Origin of the sequence: Muricoccus vinaceus, from assembly GCF_042433125.1 — a bacterium.
Lineage (GTDB): Bacteria > Pseudomonadota > Alphaproteobacteria > Acetobacterales > Acetobacteraceae > Roseomonas > Roseomonas vinacea.
This window is the reverse complement of sequence record NZ_JBHLVZ010000071.1, coordinates 56,509-73,446: the sequence shown is the minus strand read 5'-3', so window position 1 is coordinate 73,446 and position 16,938 is coordinate 56,509. Positions and strand designations below refer to the sequence as shown.

16 protein-coding genes and 1 tRNA gene are annotated in these 16,938 nt (G+C 68.9%); 11 read left to right on the top strand and 6 right to left on the bottom strand.

Going from position 1 to position 16,938, the window contains the following annotated elements:
• Positions 1–173 precede the first annotated feature (173 nt).
• Positions 174–1,280, top strand: a complete 1,107-nt coding sequence (locus ACFFIC_RS20600) for a YihY/virulence factor BrkB family protein (protein ID WP_456306958.1) — start codon at positions 174–176, stop codon at positions 1,278–1,280.
• Between the two features lie 505 nt (positions 1,281–1,785).
• Here ACFFIC_RS20600 and ACFFIC_RS20595 read toward each other — a convergent pair.
• On the bottom strand, positions 1,786–3,603 hold the full coding sequence (locus ACFFIC_RS20595) for an SLC13 family permease (RefSeq protein ID WP_377053830.1): 1,818 nt from the start codon (positions 3,601–3,603) through the stop codon (positions 1,786–1,788).
• 235 nt (positions 3,604–3,838) lie between these two features.
• Between ACFFIC_RS20595 and ACFFIC_RS20590 the strand changes: the two genes are divergently transcribed.
• The 10 genes from ACFFIC_RS20590 (at position 3,839) to mazG (ending at position 12,800) form a co-directional block, all read left to right on the top strand.
• Positions 3,839–3,925, top strand: a tRNA-Ser gene (locus tag ACFFIC_RS20590).
• A gap of 79 nt (positions 3,926–4,004) precedes the next feature.
• Complete coding sequence (locus ACFFIC_RS20585; RefSeq protein ID WP_377053828.1) at positions 4,005–4,979, top strand: lytic murein transglycosylase; 975 nt, start codon at positions 4,005–4,007, stop codon at positions 4,977–4,979.
• Complete coding sequence (locus ACFFIC_RS20580) at positions 4,976–5,884, top strand: septal ring lytic transglycosylase RlpA family protein (protein ID WP_377053826.1); 909 nt, start codon at positions 4,976–4,978, stop codon at positions 5,882–5,884. Before ACFFIC_RS20585 ends, ACFFIC_RS20580 begins: the two co-directional genes overlap by 4 nt.
• A gap of 53 nt (positions 5,885–5,937) precedes the next feature.
• The gene (locus ACFFIC_RS20575; protein ID WP_377053824.1) at positions 5,938–7,152 is read left to right on the top strand and encodes a D-alanyl-D-alanine carboxypeptidase family protein; all 1,215 of its coding nucleotides are present in this window, start codon (positions 5,938–5,940) and stop codon (positions 7,150–7,152) included.
• Positions 7,142–7,777 (top strand): dTMP kinase, encoded by a 636-nt coding sequence (gene tmk, locus ACFFIC_RS20570; protein WP_377053822.1) that lies wholly within the window; start codon positions 7,142–7,144, stop codon positions 7,775–7,777. The genes ACFFIC_RS20575 and tmk overlap by 11 nt, the downstream gene beginning before the upstream one ends.
• Complete coding sequence (locus ACFFIC_RS20565; protein WP_377053842.1) at positions 7,774–8,790, top strand: DNA polymerase III subunit delta'; 1,017 nt, start codon at positions 7,774–7,776, stop codon at positions 8,788–8,790. The genes tmk and ACFFIC_RS20565 overlap by 4 nt, the downstream gene beginning before the upstream one ends.
• Positions 8,791–8,822: 32 nt before the next feature.
• Positions 8,823–10,379, top strand: a complete 1,557-nt coding sequence (gene metG, locus ACFFIC_RS20560; RefSeq protein ID WP_377053820.1) for a methionine--tRNA ligase — start codon at positions 8,823–8,825, stop codon at positions 10,377–10,379.
• Positions 10,379–11,152: a TatD family hydrolase gene (locus tag ACFFIC_RS20555; RefSeq protein WP_377053818.1), complete on the top strand. Its 774-nt coding sequence runs from the start codon at positions 10,379–10,381 to the stop codon at positions 11,150–11,152. Before metG ends, ACFFIC_RS20555 begins: the two co-directional genes overlap by 1 nt.
• A 10-nt stretch (positions 11,153–11,162) precedes the next feature.
• The gene (locus tag ACFFIC_RS20550; protein WP_377053816.1) at positions 11,163–11,948 is read left to right on the top strand and encodes an MBL fold metallo-hydrolase; all 786 of its coding nucleotides are present in this window, start codon (positions 11,163–11,165) and stop codon (positions 11,946–11,948) included.
• Positions 11,949–12,002: 54 nt separating this feature from the next.
• The gene (mazG, locus tag ACFFIC_RS20545) at positions 12,003–12,800 is read left to right on the top strand and encodes a nucleoside triphosphate pyrophosphohydrolase (protein WP_377053814.1); all 798 of its coding nucleotides are present in this window, start codon (positions 12,003–12,005) and stop codon (positions 12,798–12,800) included.
• On the opposite strand, the gene ACFFIC_RS20540 is transcribed toward mazG, so the two are convergent.
• The 5 genes from ACFFIC_RS20540 to ACFFIC_RS20520 all read right to left on the bottom strand — a co-directional run bounded on the left by ACFFIC_RS20540 (position 12,797) and on the right by ACFFIC_RS20520 (position 16,932).
• Positions 12,797–13,648 (bottom strand): inositol monophosphatase family protein, encoded by an 852-nt coding sequence (locus tag ACFFIC_RS20540; RefSeq protein WP_377053812.1) that lies wholly within the window; start codon positions 13,646–13,648, stop codon positions 12,797–12,799. The two genes, mazG and ACFFIC_RS20540, sit on opposite strands and share 4 nt — an antisense overlap.
• Positions 13,645–14,952: a GTPase HflX gene (hflX, locus tag ACFFIC_RS20535; RefSeq protein WP_377053840.1), complete on the bottom strand. Its 1,308-nt coding sequence runs from the start codon at positions 14,950–14,952 to the stop codon at positions 13,645–13,647. The genes ACFFIC_RS20540 and hflX overlap by 4 nt, the downstream gene beginning before the upstream one ends.
• Positions 14,933–15,265, bottom strand: coding sequence for an RNA chaperone Hfq (hfq, locus tag ACFFIC_RS20530; RefSeq protein ID WP_377053810.1), 333 nt, complete (start codon positions 15,263–15,265; stop codon positions 14,933–14,935). The genes hflX and hfq overlap by 20 nt, the downstream gene beginning before the upstream one ends.
• A 132-nt stretch (positions 15,266–15,397) precedes the next feature.
• Entirely contained in the window at positions 15,398–16,060 is a 663-nt protein-coding gene (locus ACFFIC_RS20525; protein ID WP_377053808.1) for an HAD family hydrolase, read from the bottom strand.
• Positions 16,057–16,932: a D-amino-acid transaminase gene (locus ACFFIC_RS20520; RefSeq protein WP_377053806.1), complete on the bottom strand. Its 876-nt coding sequence runs from the start codon at positions 16,930–16,932 to the stop codon at positions 16,057–16,059. Before ACFFIC_RS20520 ends, ACFFIC_RS20525 begins: the two co-directional genes overlap by 4 nt.
• Positions 16,933–16,938 lie beyond the last annotated feature (6 nt).

The window sequence follows — 16,938 nt, the reverse complement described above, 5'->3', positions numbered from 1 at the left end:
CGGGGCGTTTCGCCGTCCAGCAAACCTCACCCCGAACCATAAAGCACGTCAGGGCAAATAGGCGGCTGCAGCACCAGCCGGCTTTGTGCGTTGACCTTCCGAGAGATGCCAATGCCGCGCCGGAACAGGCTTCTCCTGACCTGTTACGCTGCTCGATAGGCTCGGAGGGATCGATGGATCAGGGTACGAAGCGGCTGGGTGTTCTAGCGGTAGCAACCATCGCAACCATCACCCTGATGGGGAAAGGATTTGCTGGGCGCGGGGACACGGGCGGTGCCATCGCTGCCGCCAAAGACGTTTCATCGTCATCGTCCAGCGGTGCGCCACCCCACCGAGGTCGAGACGCCGGGCGTGGCCAGAATGCTGACTCCCCATCGGAAATTCCGGTTCGCGGCTGGTGGGACATCCTACGCCGTACGGTGCAGCAAGCTTCCGCCGACAGGGTCGTAACGGAAGCTGCAGGAGTGACCTTCTACGTCATTCTGGCTTTGTTTCCCGCCCTGAGCGCCACTGTTTCGCTTTATGGCCTCTTTGCTGATCCCGCTACTATCAACGATCACCTTTCAGCACTGTCGGGTGTGGTTCCGGGCGGCGGCATGGAGATTATCTCGGAACAAGTTCAACGCGTGTCCTCTCAGGGCGGCGGGGCTCTTGGATTCGGAGCCGCCGCAAGCCTTTTGCTTTCGCTCTGGAGCGCGAACGGCGCCACGAAGGCCATCTTCGATGCCTTGAACGTGGTTTACGAAGAGGAAGAGCGGCGGAGCTTCCTCCGGCGTACGGCGACGACGTTGGCTTTCACCATTGGAGCCATTCTCTTTGCCCTGCTCGCCATTGCAGCAGTGGTAGCCTTGCCGATTGTTCTCGACTTCGTCGGCCTCGGCTTCACCGTCGAGCTCTTGCTTCGCGTGTCGCGTTGGCCGTTGCTGTTGGTCGTGATCGCAGTGCTTCTTGCCTGTCTCTTCCGCTACGGGCCGAGCCGCGACACGGCACGCTGGCGCTGGGTGAGCTGGGGCGGTGCCTTCGCTGCGGTCGGTTGGCTGGTAGGGTCTGCCGCCTTCTCGTTCTATGTCGCTAACTTTGGCAGCTACAATGAGACCTACGGCGCGCTGGGAGCCGTGATCGGATTCATGACCTGGATCTGGATATCAACCGCCATCGTCCTCACTGGCGCTGAGTTGGATGCGGAGATGGAACGGCAGACCGAGAAGGACACCACCACCGGTCCGGCGCGGCCTATGGGCGGTCGTGGCGCACGGATGGCGGACACGGTCGCCACCTAAGGATGGCGGTAAGCTGAGGCGAGGGAGCAAGTGGGTCTGTCAGCATTCGACCCACTTGCCTCGATAAACCCACCGACCTCTGACCAGCCCTGCACAAGACCTACTCGGCATTAAGCAAACCTTGTTGGGCAGAGATTTTCCTGGCTTTTCGGGGTATGGATAGCTGCCGCTTGTGCCTTAGGGAGGGCGGAAGCGGTCAGCATTTGTCGAACGAATACAAATGAGATCGACGGAGCGGCGCTCATTGGATTGCTCACGCCTGGAGCCTTCAAGACGGGCTCCAGAATTCCTTTCCCAGTGCCGCTCCAACACCAGTGAGTCATCGCTAGAGAAGGGTTCACCCTCGTCGGGAGGAGAACCCACCATTGTTGTGTTGCTAAGCAGCAGTCAATTCGACGCCGTCCATCCGAATTTACCATTTCCGGGAACATGTGCTCGATGCAACGTGACTTGGTCGAGATTCTGGGCCGTGGGTCCGAGCACCCCCGGCCCGCCTCCCTTGACCTCAGTGAGGGACGACCGGCCAAACATAGGCGATGAGCGGGACGCCCGCGAGCACAACCAAGATTGAAAGCGGCAGCCCGAGCCGGGCGTAGTCTCCGAAGCGGTAGCCGCCCGGGCCCATGACCAGCGTGTTGCACTGGTGCCCGATGGGCGTGAGGAAGTCGCTGGCCGCGCCGAGCGCGACCGCCATCAGGAATGGATCGGGATTGAGGCCGAGCTTGCCCGCCAAGCTGGCCGCGATCGGACCCATCACGAGCACCGTGGCGGCATTGTTCAGGAAGGGCGTGACCGCCATTGCGAGCAGCATCGTGACGCCGAGCGCGGCTATGGCGGGCAAGCCCTGAACCGCGCCGGTGAGCCAACCGGCGAGAAGATCGGTCCCGCCCGTGTGCTGGATCGCGCCGCTGACCGGGATCAGGGCTGCCAGAAGCACGACAACCGGCCAGTCCACGGCATCATACGCCTCGCGCGTGCTCATGATCCGCAGCGCGAACAAGGCCACCACGGCCGCGAAGAAGGCCAGAACGATGTTCAGGACCCCCGCCGCAACCAGCGCCATCGCCCCGACCAAGACGGCCAGCGGGAGCCATGACCGCCGTCCCTTGCCGAGTGCCGTGCCGCGCTCGGCCAGCGGCAGCACGCGGAGTTCCCCGAGGTTGTCGGGCATGGTGGCGGCCAGGCCGCGCAGCAGCACCACGTCGCCCGCGCGGAGGCGAAGCTGGGATAGCCGGTCCTGAATGTGCTGCTCGCCGCGGCGGCTCACGGCGAGCAGGGTCACTCCATGCCGGCTGCGCAGCGTCATCGCGGCGGGGGAGCGGCCGACCAGCGGGCTCTCACTGGTGACCACCCCCTCGAGAACCTGCATGTCGTCCTCGTCGGTTGTGGGATCGTCCGCGGTTGGGCCGTCCCCGGGAAGCACCAAGCCGGCGCGGGCGACCAAGCGCTCAAGCTCAGCCGCCTCGCCTCGCAGCATCACCACGTCATTCGGCGCGAGACGCTGATCAGGGGAGGGAAGCCGCGATGCGGCTGGCCGGCTGGCGCTTCGCGGTCCGGCAGAGGGCGGCACGACGGCCGAAACCTGCACCTCTCCCTCGGACAGCGCTTCCAGTTCCGCTACGGTCATCGGAACCTCGCCGCCTTCCTCCGGCACCCGCGCCTCCACCGTGTACTGCCCGATGGTGAAGGCGGACTCCATGGAAGCGGCTCCGCGCCGCCCACCCGGCAGAAGACGCCAGCCGACCGCCAGGAACAGCAGCGCCACGGCGCAGATGCCCAGCCCCACGGGCGTGTAGTCGAACATGCGGAAGGGCGCGCCCGTCAGTTCCTCCCGGACCCGGGACATGATGATGTTCGGCGCGGTGCCGACCAGGGTGACGACCCCGCCGGTCATCGCGGCGAAGGCCATCGGCATCAGCAGGGCCGCGGGCGGCGTGCCGGTTCGCCGGGCGAGCTGGAGCGCGACCGGCATCATGATGGCCAGGGCGCCGACGTTCTTGGTGAACATGGCGATCAGCATCGTCGCGCCGGCCAGCACGGGCACCTGGATGGCCGTGCTCCGCAGGTGCGGGGTGACAGGCCGCATGATGACCTCGACCGCGCCGGAGGTCGCGACCGCCCGGCTGATCACCAGCGCCGCCGCGACGATCAGCACAACATCGTCTGAGAAGCCGGAGAAGGCCTTGTCCAACGGGATGATGCCAAGGAGGACGCCAATCAGGAGGGAGGCCAGGGCAACGGCGTCGTAAGCGAACCGGCCCCAGAGAAACAAGGCGATGGTGACGCCCATCAGCCCGAAGGCGAGCGCCTGATCGAGTGTCATGCTTGGATCGGTCCGGCGCCCGATGCCGGGCAGCCCCTCTGTGCAGCGAACCCCCGCGGCCGCGCCAGGGCAGAAGAGCACAACCCGCCAATGGGTTGCGCCAGGAATGGGTGCCAGCCAGCGAAGGCCCGGGCCCGTGTCGCGGAAGCCTCGCCGGCGGCACGGGGCCGCTTGCCCCTGCGTCGCGAGATGGCTTGATGGCAACCTCACTTGCCGCGTAAACCGCCGCCACTCCGGGTGGATGGCCGAGTGGTTTAAGGCAGCGGTCTTGAAAACCGCCATGCGCGCAAGCGCATCATGGGTTCGAATCCCATTCCACCCGAGGCCTGCCCCCTTTGGCCTCGAGCAGAGACGCAACAGCTCCGTTGCCCCGAGGCGCCGGAAGTGGCACCTCTGCCGGCATGAGCCGTCCCGGGCGCCGGACCGTCCTTTCGCTTCCCACGCTGCTGCTTGCCGCCCAGGCGGACGCGCAGGAGGGGAGCTTCGAGTCGTTCCTGGAAGGCGTCCGGGCCGAGGCGCGCCGCGGCGGCGTTTCCGCCGCCACGCTCCAGCGCGCCCTCTCGAACCTGCGCCCCCTGGACCGCGTGATCGAACTGGACCGCCGGCAGGCCGAGACGACGCTGAGCTGGGAGCAGTACCGTGACCGGATCGTCAGCCAGGCACGCATCGACAACGGGCGCCGCGCCTATGCGGAAAACCGGGCGTTGCTCGAGACCCTTCAGAGCCGCTTTCGCGTGCCCGGCCGGTTCATGGTGGCAATCTGGGGCATGGAAACGAACTACGGTGCCAACACCGGCGGCTTCAGCGTCGTTGAGGCCCTGGCCACCCTCGCCTGGGAGGGGCGCCGCGCCGCCTTCTTTCGCGGCGAGCTTCTCGCGGCGCTTCGCATCCTGGATGCCGGTCACGTGTCGCCGGAGCGCATGCGCGGTTCCTGGGCGGGGGCCATGGGTCATCCCCAGTTCATGCCGAGCAGCTTCGAGCGGCTTGCGGTGGACGCCGACGGCGACGGCCGCAGGGATATCTGGGACAGCCGGGCAGACGCCCTGGGTTCCATCGCGAACTATCTCGCCCGCTCGGGCTGGCGGGAGGACGAGCGCTGGGGACGGGAGGTGCGGGTGCCGGAGGGCTTCGACACGGCCTCGGCCACGCGGGAGAATGTCCGCTCCTTGAGCGAGTGGGCGCGCAGCGGCCTCACCTTCCCCGATGGGACGGCGCTTCCTGCCGTGGAGATGGGGGCGGCGGTGATCATTCCCGGACTTTCCACGGGCAGCATGCAGGCTTTCCTTGTGTATCGGAACTTCAACGTGATCCGGCGATACAATCCGTCGAACTTCTACGCCCTGGCGGTCGGTCTTCTGTCCGACAGGGTGGCGTGATCCGCCCCGCCCTCCTGCGGCCGCTCGCGCTGCTGGCTACGGTGCTGCTGGCGGGCTGCTGGAAGCCCGAGGCGCCGGTTTCTCCGGGGCAGCCGCGCTACGTGGTGGGTGAGGCCTACCAGCTGCGGAACCTCTGGTTCTACCCGCGCGAGGACTTCGCCCTGGTGGAGGCCGGCCTAGGCGCCGTCGCTGCGGACACCCGCTCCGGGCGACGGACCGCCAATGGGGAGGTGCACGACCCGGCTGCCCTGATGGGAGCCCACCGGACGCTGCAGCTTCCTGCCGTGGTGGTGGTGACCAATCTCGAGAACGGGCGGTCCCTCGCCCTCCGCGTCAACGACCGCGGTCCCGCCGATCCGGGCCGGGTGGTCGAGGTATCGCGCCGCGCGGCCGAGCTTCTGGGTTTCGCGCCGGACCGCCCGACCCAGCTTCGCGTCGCGGTCGAGGGCGACGCTTCGCGCGCACTGGCAGCGGGGCTGCCGGCGCCGGAAGGCTCCCGCCCGCGAGTCGAAGCCGCGCCCGCCGGAACCGTGGAGCGCGAGACGCTGGCACCCTTGCCCGGCACGCGGCAGGCAGAGCGCGTGCGGGAGGGGCGCGGCCCTCCGGTGAGCGCCGCTGCCGGACCGGCCTCGGGCAGCGCTGTTCCCCTGGTGCTGCCCGAGCGTGTGGCGCAGGGCCCCGCACGGCCGGGGCAACTGTTCGTTCAGGGCAGCAGCTTTTCGGCCAGGGCGGCCGCTCAACGCCAGGCGTCCCGGCTGGGGGCGCGGGTGGAGCCGTCGGGTCCCGCATCGCGTCCGGAGTGGCGCGTGCGCCTCGGTCCCTTCGCGACTCCCGCCGAAGCTGACAGGGCGCTCGACGGCGCCCTGCGCGCGGGCGTATCGGAAGCGCGAATCATCGTGGACTAGGAACCGCGCCTTGTGCCCCGATGGGGCGGGGCGACGGGTTGGGGGATGGGGGCATGGCGAAGCGTCGGGGCATGATCGGAGCGGTGGCCGCGCTCGGTCTTTCCGGAGGGTTGCTGGCAGGGGAGGCTGCCGCGCAGGGGCGGCCGCAGCGTCCCTCCCGCGCGCCTGCGCCCCCGCCTGGCCCGCCCGCCAGCACGCCGCTTGGTCCGGTGGATACCGCCGCGCGGCTGGCCCTGATCATCGACGCCGACACGGGCGCGGTGCTGCTGGAGAAGAATGCGGACGAGCGCATGCCGCCTTCCTCCATGTCGAAGCTGATGACGATGTATGTCGTGTTCGACATGCTGAAGCAGGGTCGGCTGCGCATGGATCAGGAGCTGCCGGTGAGCGAGCGCGCCTGGCGCATGGGCGGCAGCAAGATGTTCGTCCAGCTCGGCTCCTCGGTGAAGGTTGAGGACCTGATCCGCGGCGTTATCATCCAGTCCGGCAACGACGCCTGCATCGTGCTGGCCGAGGCGATCTCCGGCAGCGAGACGCAGTTCGCGGAAACGCTGAACGAATACGGCCGCAAGCTGGGCCTGACCGGCAGCAGCTTCCGCAACGCGACCGGATGGCCCGACCCGGAGCACCGGATGACCTGCCGGGACCTTTCGGTGCTGGCGCGGCGGCTGATCAACGATTTCCCCGAGTACTTCCGCATCTATTCGGAGCGAAGCTTCGTCTGGAACAACATCACCCAGGAGAACCGCAACCCGTTGCTGGGCCGCGTGGCCGGCGCCGACGGGCTGAAGACAGGCCATACCGACGAGGCCGGCTACGGCCTGACCGGCACCGCCAAGCGCGGTGACCGCCGGCTGATCCTGGTGGTCAACGGCCTGAACAGCATGGGCGCAAGGCGGGAAGAGACCGAGCGCCTCATGGAGTGGGCCTTCCGCGAGTTCGAGAACGTTTCGCTGTTCCGCGCCGCCGACACGATCGAGGAGGCACCGGTGTATCTCGGTGACCGGCTGAAGGTGCCGCTGGTTGGAGGGCAGGACGTGGTGCTGACCTTGCCGCGCCAGTGGCGGCGCAACCTGCAGGTGAAGCTGCGCTATGACAGCCCGGTGCCGGCGCCGATCGCCAAGGGCCAGGAGCTCGGCAAGCTGGAGGTGTCCGGCAGCGGGGTGCCGGCCATGAGCGTGCCGTTGCTGGCGGGCGCCGACGTGGCGCGGCTGGGGCTCATCCCGCGCATTCCGGCGGTGCTCGGGCGGATGGTCGGTGGAAGCTGAGGCGCCGGCGCGGCGCGGGCGCTTCATCACGCTGGAAGGCGGCGAGGGGGCGGGCAAGACCACCTTGTCCCGCGCGCTTTCCGCTGCCCTGGCGGAGGAAGGCCGGCCCGTGCTCCGCACGCGCGAGCCCGGCGGTGCACCCGGCGCGGAGGCGGTGCGCGGCCTGATCCTGTCACGCGGGCCCTGGGACCCCGTGGCGGAGGCGATGCTGCACTTCGCCGCCCGACGCGAGCACGTGGCGCGCACCGTCGCGCCCGCCCTCGATGCCGGGATCTGGGTTGTCTGCGACCGCTTCGCCGACAGCACGCTGGCCTATCAGGGAGCAGGGCAGGGGCTTTCGCGCGACGTCTGGGAAAGTCTCTGCGATCTGGCGCTCGGACCGCTGCGGCCTGACCTGACGCTCGTGCTGGACCTTCCGCCGGGGCGCGGGATGGAGCGTGCCCTGTCCCGCGGGGATGCCAATCGGTACGAGATGCAGGGGGCCGACTTCCACGAGCGCGTCCGCGCCGGTTTCCTGGCGATCGCGGCCGCGGAGCCCAGCCGCTGCGCGGTGCTCGACGCCGCACGCCCGGCAGCCGAGGTGCTGTCGGCAACCCTCGAACTGGCACGGGAGCGCTTGTCCTGAGCCTGCCCCCGGAGCCTCGCGCCAATCCGGCGCTCCATGGCCATGACGGCGCGGCCGCGGCGCTGCGCGACGCCGCCCTGTCCGGGCGCATGCACCACGGATGGCTGCTGGCAGGGCCGGCGGGAGTGGGGAAGGCGACGCTCGCCTGGCGCTACGCGCGGTGGATGCTGGCGGGCATGCCCCGGGCCGAGTCTGAGGCGGAAGCGCCGCTGCACCTTCCCGCGGGCCACGCGGTGTTCTCGCGCATCGCGGCGGGCACGCATGCGGACCTGCGCGCCCTTGCGCCCGGAACCGGGGAAAAGGGCAAGAAGACCATCATCCGCGTGGACGAGGTGCGGGACCTCACGCGCTTCCTGGCCATGACCCCGGCCGAGGGAGGGTGGCGCGTGGTGGTGATCGAGGCCCTCGAGGCCATGAACGAGCAGGGCCAGAACGCGCTGCTCAAGACGCTGGAGGAACCGCCGCCACGCGCGGTGCTGGTGCTGACGACCGCTGCTCCGGACCGGCTGCTTCCGACCATCCGCAGCCGCGTCCGCAGGCTGGACCTGTTCCCGCTTGAACCCTCGCTGATGGATGGGGTGCTCGCGCGCTGGCTGCCCGAAATGGCGGAGGGAGACCGCGCGGCCCTCGCCCGTCTGGCCGCGGGCAGCCCGGGGCGGGCGCTGGCATTGGCCGAAGGGGAGGGGCTTGCGATGGCGCGGGAGGTGGAAGGCTTCCTCGCCCGGATGCCGCGGCCCGACCCCAGGGAGTTGCACGCGCTCGCGGACCGGCTGGCCTCCAAGCGCGACGGCAGCGCCTTCGTGACCTTCTTCGACCTGCTGCGCGAGAGCCTGGCCGGCGCGCTGCGCCAGGCCGGGCGAGGGCAGGGGGCCGCCCCCTGGCTGGCTGGCCGCGGCCTTGCCGACTGGGCGGGGCTGTGGGACATGCTCGGCCGGCTGGCCGATGAGACCGAGACGCTCAACCTGGACCGCAAGCAGGCCGTGCTGACGGGCCTCTCGCGGCTCTCGACCTGACGGACCAGCCGGGATGGGCGCGGGGTCTGAGCATGAGTGAAAGCGGCACGGCGGGAAACGGGAAGCGCTTCTTCCTGACCACGCCGATCTACTACCTGAACGGCCAGCCCCATATCGGCCATGCCTATACCTCCATCGCCGCGGACGTGCTCGCGCGGTGGAAGCGGCTGACCGGGCATGAGGTCTTCTTCCTGACGGGCACGGACGAGCACGGGCAGAAGGTGGAGCGGGCCGCGCTCGATGCGGGCATGACCCCGCAGGACTTCACCGACCGGCTGGCGGGCGACTTCCGTCGCATGGCGGAGACGATCGGCATCTCCTTCGACGACTTCATCCGCACCACGGAGCCCCGTCACAAGCGCTCCTGCGCCGCATTGTGGGAGAAGCTGGCGGAAGGCGGCCACATCTATCTCGGGCATTACGAGGGCTGGTACGCGGTGCGCGACGAAGCCTTCTATGGTCCGGACGAGATCGAGGAGCGCGGCGGGCAGAAGGTGGCCATTGCCTCCGGCGCGCCGGTGGAGTGGACGCGCGAACCATCCTACTTTTTTCGCCTTTCCGCCTGGACCGACCGGCTGCTGGAATTCTACGAGGCCAATCCGGACTTCATGGCGCCCGCGGGCACCCGCCGCGAGGTGACCTCCTTCGTGAAGGCCGGGCTGCAGGACCTTTCGATTTCGCGCACGTCCTTCAAGTGGGGCGTGCCGGTGCCGGGGGACGACGCCCATGTGATGTACGTCTGGCTCGACGCGCTGACCAACTACATCACCGCGCTCGGCTATCCCGACCGCGACTCGCCGCAGTGGGGCTTCTGGCCGGCCGACGTGCACATGGTCGGCAAGGAGATCACGCGCTTCCACTGCGTGTACTGGCCGGCCTTCCTGATGGCGGCGGGCCTGGCACCACCGCGGCGGGTGTTTGCCAATGGCTGGCTGACGATCGAGGGGCAGAAGATGTCCAAGTCCCTCGGCAACGGGCTCGACCCGCTGCTCCTGGCGGAGGAGTTCGGGCTGGACCCGCTTCGCTATTATCTGCTGCGCGAGGTTCCCTTCGGGAATGACGGCGACTTTTCCCGCCGGGCCGTGATCGGGCGGCTGAACAGCGAGTTGGCGAACGACCTGGGCAACCTGGCCCAGCGCAGCCTCTCGCTGATTCAGCGCAACTGCGAGGGGCGGCTGCCGGCCTTGACGGCGCCGACGGACGCGGACCGGGAGCTTCTCGGACCGCTGGAGGCGCTGCCGGCCCAGGTGGAGGAGGCGCTCTCGCGTCAGGCGTTCAGCGAGGCGCTGGAGCGGATCTGGGTGGTGGTTCGCCTGGGTAACTCCTGGATCGATGCCCAGAAGCCCTGGGCCCTGAAGAAGACCGATCCGGTGCGCATGGAAGCGGTGCTGCGCGGGCTGCACACACTGCTGCGAGGGCTGGCGACCATCCTCCAGCCCTTCATGCCCGGGACCATGGCGGCGATGCTGGACCAGCTCGGAACAGGGGAGGGAGCCCGTTCCCTTCCGGACCTCGCTATCCCGCTGGCGGATGGCACGTTGCTTCCGCCACCGGCGCCCCTGTTCCGCAAGATCGACGAGGCCGGCTGATGCTCGTCGATAGCCACTGTCACCTCGACCACTATGGCGAGGATGAGATCGAAGCCGTGGTGGGCCGAGCCCGGGAGGCTGGCATCGGGCGCATGGTGACCATTGGGGTCCGGATGGGCCAGGCAGAGCAGGTAAAGGCGCTGGCGGAGCGCTTCCCGGAAGTCTGGGGCACGGTTGGCGTCCATCCACAGAACGTGGGCGAGGCCCCGGTCGCGGCCGTTGATGAGATCGTGGCGCTTGCCGACCACCCGCGCGTGGTGGGCATCGGTGAGTCGGGCCTCGACTACTTCTACGACAAGGCGCCGCGGGAGGCGCAGCAGCAGAGCTTTCGCCACCATATCCGCGCCTCCCAGCGGACCGGGCTGCCGCTGGTGATCCATGCGCGCGACGCTGACAATGACATCGCGGACATCCTGTCCGAGGAGAGGGCGGCGGGCGGAGCCTTTCCCGCGCTGCTGCACTGCTTCTCCTCGACGCGCGCCCTGGCGGAACAGGTGGTTGCCCAGGGAGGCTACGTCTCGCTCTCAGGGATCCTCACCTTTCCCCGGAGCGAGGAGCTTCGGTCGATCGCGGCAGACCTGCCGGAGGACCGCCTGCTGGTGGAGACCGACAGCCCATACCTGGCGCCCGTTCCACATCGGGGAAAGCGCAACGAACCCTCCTGGGTGGGGAACACGGCGGCGGTTCTTGCCAGACTGCGTGGCTGGGATATGGCACAGGTGGCCGAAGTAACCACGACCAACTTCCTGCGCCTTTTCAACCGATGCCGGTAAGGTCCAGAAATTGAAAGTTATTTTGCTCGGCTGCGGCGGCTCGGGCGGCGTGCCGCTGCTCGGCGGCACGGACGGCCGGGGTGCCTGGGGGGCCTGCGACCCGGCGGAAGCGCGGAACCGTCGGATGCGTTCCAGCATCGTGGTGCAAGGTGCTGATGGTCAAACAATCCTGGTGGATGCGGGCCCGGACCTGCGCGCTCAACTGCTTGCCTCCGGTATCGACCGGGTGGACGCCATCTTGCTGACCCATGCTCATGCGGACCACGTGATGGGCCTGGACGAACTTCGGATCATGAACCGGCTCATGGGACGTGCGCTGCCGGTTTACGCGACGGAGCGGACCCTGGCGGATGTAACAGCGCGCTTTGAGTATGCCTTCCGCCCGCCAACACCTGGCTTCTTTCGTCCGGCGCTGGAGGCCCGGACGGTACAGCCGGGCCAGACCTTGGACGTGGCGGGCATGGCGGTGCGGCTCTTCTCGCAGGACCACAAGGTGATGGAGACCCTCGGCCTGCGTATCGGACGGTTCGGCTATTCGACGGATGTGGTGGAGATGCCGGAGCCCGGCTTCGCGGCATTGGCCGGGGTGCAGGACTGGGTGGTGGGCTGCTTCCAGCGCGCGCCACATCCGGTGCACGCCCATGTTGACCGCGCCATTGGATGGGCACGCCGCGTCGGTGCGCGGCGAACCGTGCTGACCCATATGGGGCCGGACCTCGATTGGGCCTGGATGAGAGCGACGCTGCCATCCGGCCTGGAGCCTGGCTACGACGGCATGGTGCTGGAGACAGCCTGACATGGCGCATGATTTTTACATAATCTACATTACGCGACTTGAGGTGGCAGGCTCATGAACGCGTCGAAGCCCGCCTCCGAGCTTCTCCGGCTTCTCGAGATCATGGCCCGTTTGCGTGCCCCGGATGGCTGCCCCTGGGATCGCGTGCAGGATTTCGCCTCCATCGCCCCCTACACGATCGAGGAAGGCCACGAGGTCGCCGACGCAATCGACCGTGGGGACTGGACGGGCCTGCAGGACGAACTGGGCGATCTGCTGCTCCAGGTCGTCTATCACGCGCGCATGGCCGAAGAAGCTGGCCTGTTTGGGTTCGCCGAGGTCGCGAAATCCGTTAACGACAAGATGGTGCGGCGCCATCCGCATGTGTTCGGTGAGGAAGCGGCACGCGATGCCGCTGGCCAGACCGTCGCCTGGGAGGCGCAAAAGGCCCTCGAGCGCGCCGCGCGATCGGAGACAGGCACTTTGGCCGGGGTGGCCGCCAACCTCCCTGCCCTCACCCGCGCGACCAAGCTGACCCGGCGCGCAGCCCGGGTCGGCTTCGACTGGCCGGACGCGGCACAGGTGCTCGACAAGTTGGAGGAGGAGGCGATGGAGCTGCGGCGGGAGTTGCCCGGCGCCGATCCCGAGCGCCTGGCCGATGAGGTCGGCGATCTGCTCTTCGTTCTGGCCAATCTCGCCCGCAAGCTCGACCTCGACCCCGAGACCTGCCTGCGCGGCGCGAATGCCAAGTTCGAGCGCCGTTTCGCCGCGGTCGAGCGTGGCCTCGCGCGCGAAGGGCGCGCCCCGAAGGATTCCACGCTGGAGCACATGGAGGCCCTTTGGCAGGCCGCGAAGGCGGCCGAGCGCCTCTAGCTGTCCAGCAGAGCTTCCCGGGCCGCGGACCAGCTTGCGGCGTCGGGTGCGCAGATCAGGCCACCCGTTCGGTCCTGCGCGGGATCATAGGGGCTGCCGTCGAACTTCGCGGCATACCCACCGCATTCCCGATGGATCAACCAGCCCGGCGCATGGTCCCAGGGCATCAGGCGATTATAGAGCGACAGGTGGATGTGGCCGCCCGCCAGCAACCGGTACTCATGGGCCGCACAGCCGAGCTGCCAGGTTTTCGCCAGCCTGGGCAGCCGGGCCGCCACGCGGCTCTTGAGCGGCTCCGCGAGGTAGCCGTAGGAGACGCAGCCGACCATGGCCGACACCGGGGCCGGCTGCGCGACGCGGAGCGCCTCGCCGCGGCTGCCGTCCGCGCCGGCAAGCCAGGCCCCCTCCCCGCGTGCGGCCACCAGCGTGTCCTCTCCCGTGGGATCATGAATCCAGGCAGCGACGACCTCGCCGCGCAGGAAGGCTGCCGCCATGCATCCGAACAGCGGCATTCCCGCAGCGAAATTGGCGGTGCCGTCCACCGGGTCCACCACGAAGGCCAGTTCGGCCGAGCCAAGCTGACCGGCGAGGGACGGATCGGCCGAGCAACCCTCCTCGCCCACGACGACACAGCCCGGAAAACGCGCAGCCAGGGCCTCGGCGATCACCCGCTCCGCGCATTCGTCGGCATCGGTCACCATGTCCAGCGGGCCGGACTTGGTTCGAATGTCTCCGGCGGAGAGACGCCGGAAGCGTGGCATGATCTCCGTTCGGGCGGCATCCCGCAGGATGGCGTCGACTTCCACCAGGGCGGCGGCGTTCAGCCCCGCCGCGCTCAGGCCGGTCACGCCGCGCCGCGCTGGGCGAAGCGGGCGAGATCCGTTGGGGAAAGGCGCACCGAGACGCGGATGGCATCGTCTGCGTCGCTGCGCTCGATGACTTCGCCATGCTCGTAGAGCCAGGCGAGGCCGGCACCGTCGCCAGGGGCCAGGGTGAAGGCCTCCGTCACGTAGCCGGCGGCGACGCGCTGGTCGAGCAGCGTGCGCAGGGCTTCCAGCCCCTCCCCTGTCAGGGCGGAAACCGGCACCGCCGTTGCGCTCGCAGGCGGCGCGTCCTCCAGCAGGTCGGTCTTGTTCAGCACCTCGATCAGGCGCTGCTCCCATTCCTCGTCCAGGGCCGCGTCTTCTCCCACGGCCAAGTCGCCGAGCACGCCCATGACATCGGCGCGCTGCGCGGCGGTGTCGGGGTGGGCGATGTCGCGCACGTGCAGGATGACGTCGGCGGCTGCCACCTCCTCCAGCGTGGCACGAAACGCCTCGACGAGCTGGGTGGGAAGTTCGGAGATGAAGCCCACCGTGTCCGAAAGGATCACCGTCCGCCCGGATGGCAGGCGGATTGCCCGCATCGTCGGATCCAGGGTGGCGAAGAGCTGGTCCTGGGCGTAGACGCCCGCTCCGGTCAGCGCGTTGAACAGGGTGGACTTGCCCGCATTGGTGTAGCCGACCAGGGCAATCACCGGATACGGCACCTTGCCACGCTGCTTGCGGTGCAGGCCACGTGTCCGGCGGACCTGCTCCAGCTCCTTCTTCAGCTTGACGATGCGCTCGTCGATGAGCCGCCGGTCGATCTCGATCTGCGACTCACCGGGGCCACCGAGGAAGCCGAAGCCGCCCCGCTGCCGCTCAAGGTGGGTCCAGGAGCGGACGAGGCGGGTGCGCTGATAGGAGAGATGGGCAAGCTCGACCTGGAGCGAGCCCTCGCGCGTCCGGGCGCGCTCCCCGAAGATCTCCAGGATCAGCCCGGTGCGGTCGATGACCTTGCAGCCCCAGGCGCGCTCGAGGTTGCGCTGCTGCACGGGGCTGAGGGCCGCGTCCACCACCACCACCTGCACGCCCTGTGCGGCCATGGCGACGCGCGCGGCCTCCACCTGGCCTTCGCCCAGCAGCGTGCTGGGACGCCGGGCGCGAAGCGGGAAGATGCCGGTATGAACGATCGCGACCCCGATCGAGGCGGCCAGCCCGACCGCCTCGGCCAGCCTGGCCTCGGCGGCGCGGGTGGCGCCGCGCCCGTCGGGTATGCCGTGGGGTCTCTCCCACGGCAGGATCACGGCGGCGGGGGTTGGCCCCGCCGGATCAGTCGTGGGTTCCGACAGGGCTTGGCTCGCGGGGTGAGAGGGTCATGGTGGTCTCGCGGACAGGGGCGCCGCCCTGCGTGGGCGCCTGGGCGCCGGCAGAGGCCGCATCGAAGAGCATGATCGGCGCGCCGGGCATGACGGTGCTGATCGCGTGCTTGTAGACGAGCTGCGTGTGCCCGTCACGGCGCAGGAGCACCGAGAAGTTGTCGAACCAGGTGATAATTCCCTGGAGCTTCACGCCGTTCACGAGGAAGACCGTGACGGGGGTCTTGCTCTTGCGGACATGGTTCAGGAACACGTCCTGAACATTTTGGGACTTGTCGGCAGCCATCGGCTGATGTCCTTCTTTGTTCAATCCACCCGGCTTTGCCGTGGCGGAACAGGGTGCGGTTGTTTTTCGCTGTTCGCCCTTGCGGCGGACCTCGTTCCCGGGCGCGCACCCTCGCCCTTGGTCAGTCGAGACTCAGCCCGGCACGGCCTGCTTTGCAAGCGCGGATAGCGCAATCGTCATCTGCGCCGCGGTCAGGAAGTGGTGGGTGGGCGCCGCCGCCTCCGGCCCACCGTCGTGGGCGGCATCGCCCAGCAGCACGGGCACGCAGCCGGACCGGCGGGCCGCCTCCATGTCCATGGCGTTGTCGCCGACATACCAGACGGCGCCCCCCGCTGGCACGCCGCAGGAGGCGCAGGCCACCCGCATGGGCGCCGGATTGGGCTTGTCCGCGGCGCAGTCGCCGGCACCGACCAGCGAGCGGAACAGCGACACCCATCCAAGGCTCGCGGCTTCCGCACGCAGGAGCGGACCGGCTTTGTTGGACAGCACCGCGATGGGCGCCACGGCGGCCGCCTGCCGGACCAGCTCGGCAGCGCCGGGCATGGGGCGCAGCACGGCGAGATGCGTTGCACGCACGCCGTCATAGAAGATGTCGCGTGCCCGTTCCCAACGGTCGCCGAAGAGCGCCGGGAAGCTGTCGCGCAGGGAATGGCGAACCCGGGCCAGCACCTCCTCGAGGTTCCACTCCGCCATGCCGGCGTCGCGCAGGGCGGCGTTCAGCCCGGCCTGGATGGCCGGCCAGCCATCCACCAGGGTGTTGTCCCAGTCCCAGACAATCGCCCGCGGGCGGATCATGCCGCCTGGTTGCGGGGGCCGCCCTTCACGTGCCGGGCAAACAGGTCAAACAGCCGCCGGGTCACCGGGCCGGGCTCGCCATCGCCCACGGGCCTGCCATCCACGGCCAGCACCGGCTTCACGAAAGAGGTGGCGGAGGTGATGAAGGCCTCCCGCGCCTCGGCCAGATCATCGAGGGAGAAGGGGCGCTCCTCCGCATGAAGGCCTTCCGCGGCCATCTCGGCGAGAAGCGCCGCCCGGGTGCAGCCCGGCAGGATGGTGGCGCCGAGGGGCGGGATGCGGATGGTGCCGGCAGCGTCCACGATCCAGAAGCTTGTCGCCGCCCCCTCGGTCACCATGCGGGTGGCGGGGTCGAACAGGATCGCCTCCCCTGCCCCGGCTTCCCGCGCCGCCTGGCGGGCGAGGACGTTGGGCAGCAGGTTCAAGCTCTTGATGTCGCGCCGGGCCCAGCGGAGATCGGGCAAGGTGATGACATTCATGTTCCAGCCATCCAGCGTGGCGGGATACGGCGCGATACGGCGCGCCGTGACCACGAGGCTGACGGGCACCTTCACCTTGGGGAACGCGTGGTCCCGCCGCGCAACGCCACGGCTGACCTGCATGTAGAGGAGGCCTTCCGCCACCCGGTTGCGGCGGGCGACCTCCGCCAGCACCAGCTTGAGGGAAGCCAGCGGCATCGGAAGATCCAACTGGATCTCGCCGACCGAGCGCTCCAGCCGTGCCAGGTGCAGGTCGGCATCCACGAAGCGGCCGCCGTAGAGGTGAACGACCTCGTAGATGCCGTCGCCGAACTGATACCCGCGGTCCTCGATGTTCACGCAGGCGTCACGCTGGGCGACGTAGCGCCCGTTCACGTAGGCAATTCTCGACATCAGATC

What these genes read in the sequence shown, in the direction of transcription:
- ACFFIC_RS20585 (WP_377053828.1), top strand. Translation starts at nt 4,005, where the DNA reads ATGAGCCGTCCCGGGCGCCGGACCGTCCTTTCGCTTCCCACGCTGCTG.
- hfq (WP_377053810.1), bottom strand. Translation starts at nt 15,265, where the DNA reads ATGGCTGCCGACAAGTCCCAAAATGTTCAGGACGTGTTCCTGAACCAT.
- ACFFIC_RS20575 (WP_377053824.1), top strand. Translation starts at nt 5,938, where the DNA reads ATGGCGAAGCGTCGGGGCATGATCGGAGCGGTGGCCGCGCTCGGTCTT.
- ACFFIC_RS20600 (WP_456306958.1), top strand. Translation starts at nt 174, where the DNA reads ATGGATCAGGGTACGAAGCGGCTGGGTGTTCTAGCGGTAGCAACCATC.
- ACFFIC_RS20555 (WP_377053818.1), top strand. Translation starts at nt 10,379, where the DNA reads ATGCTCGTCGATAGCCACTGTCACCTCGACCACTATGGCGAGGATGAG.
- mazG (WP_377053814.1), top strand. Translation starts at nt 12,003, where the DNA reads ATGAACGCGTCGAAGCCCGCCTCCGAGCTTCTCCGGCTTCTCGAGATC.
- metG (WP_377053820.1), top strand. Translation starts at nt 8,823, where the DNA reads ATGAGTGAAAGCGGCACGGCGGGAAACGGGAAGCGCTTCTTCCTGACC.
- ACFFIC_RS20520 (WP_377053806.1), bottom strand. Translation starts at nt 16,932, where the DNA reads ATGTCGAGAATTGCCTACGTGAACGGGCGCTACGTCGCCCAGCGTGAC.
- ACFFIC_RS20595 (WP_377053830.1), bottom strand. Translation starts at nt 3,603, where the DNA reads ATGACACTCGATCAGGCGCTCGCCTTCGGGCTGATGGGCGTCACCATC.
- ACFFIC_RS20525 (WP_377053808.1), bottom strand. Translation starts at nt 16,060, where the DNA reads ATGATCCGCCCGCGGGCGATTGTCTGGGACTGGGACAACACCCTGGTG.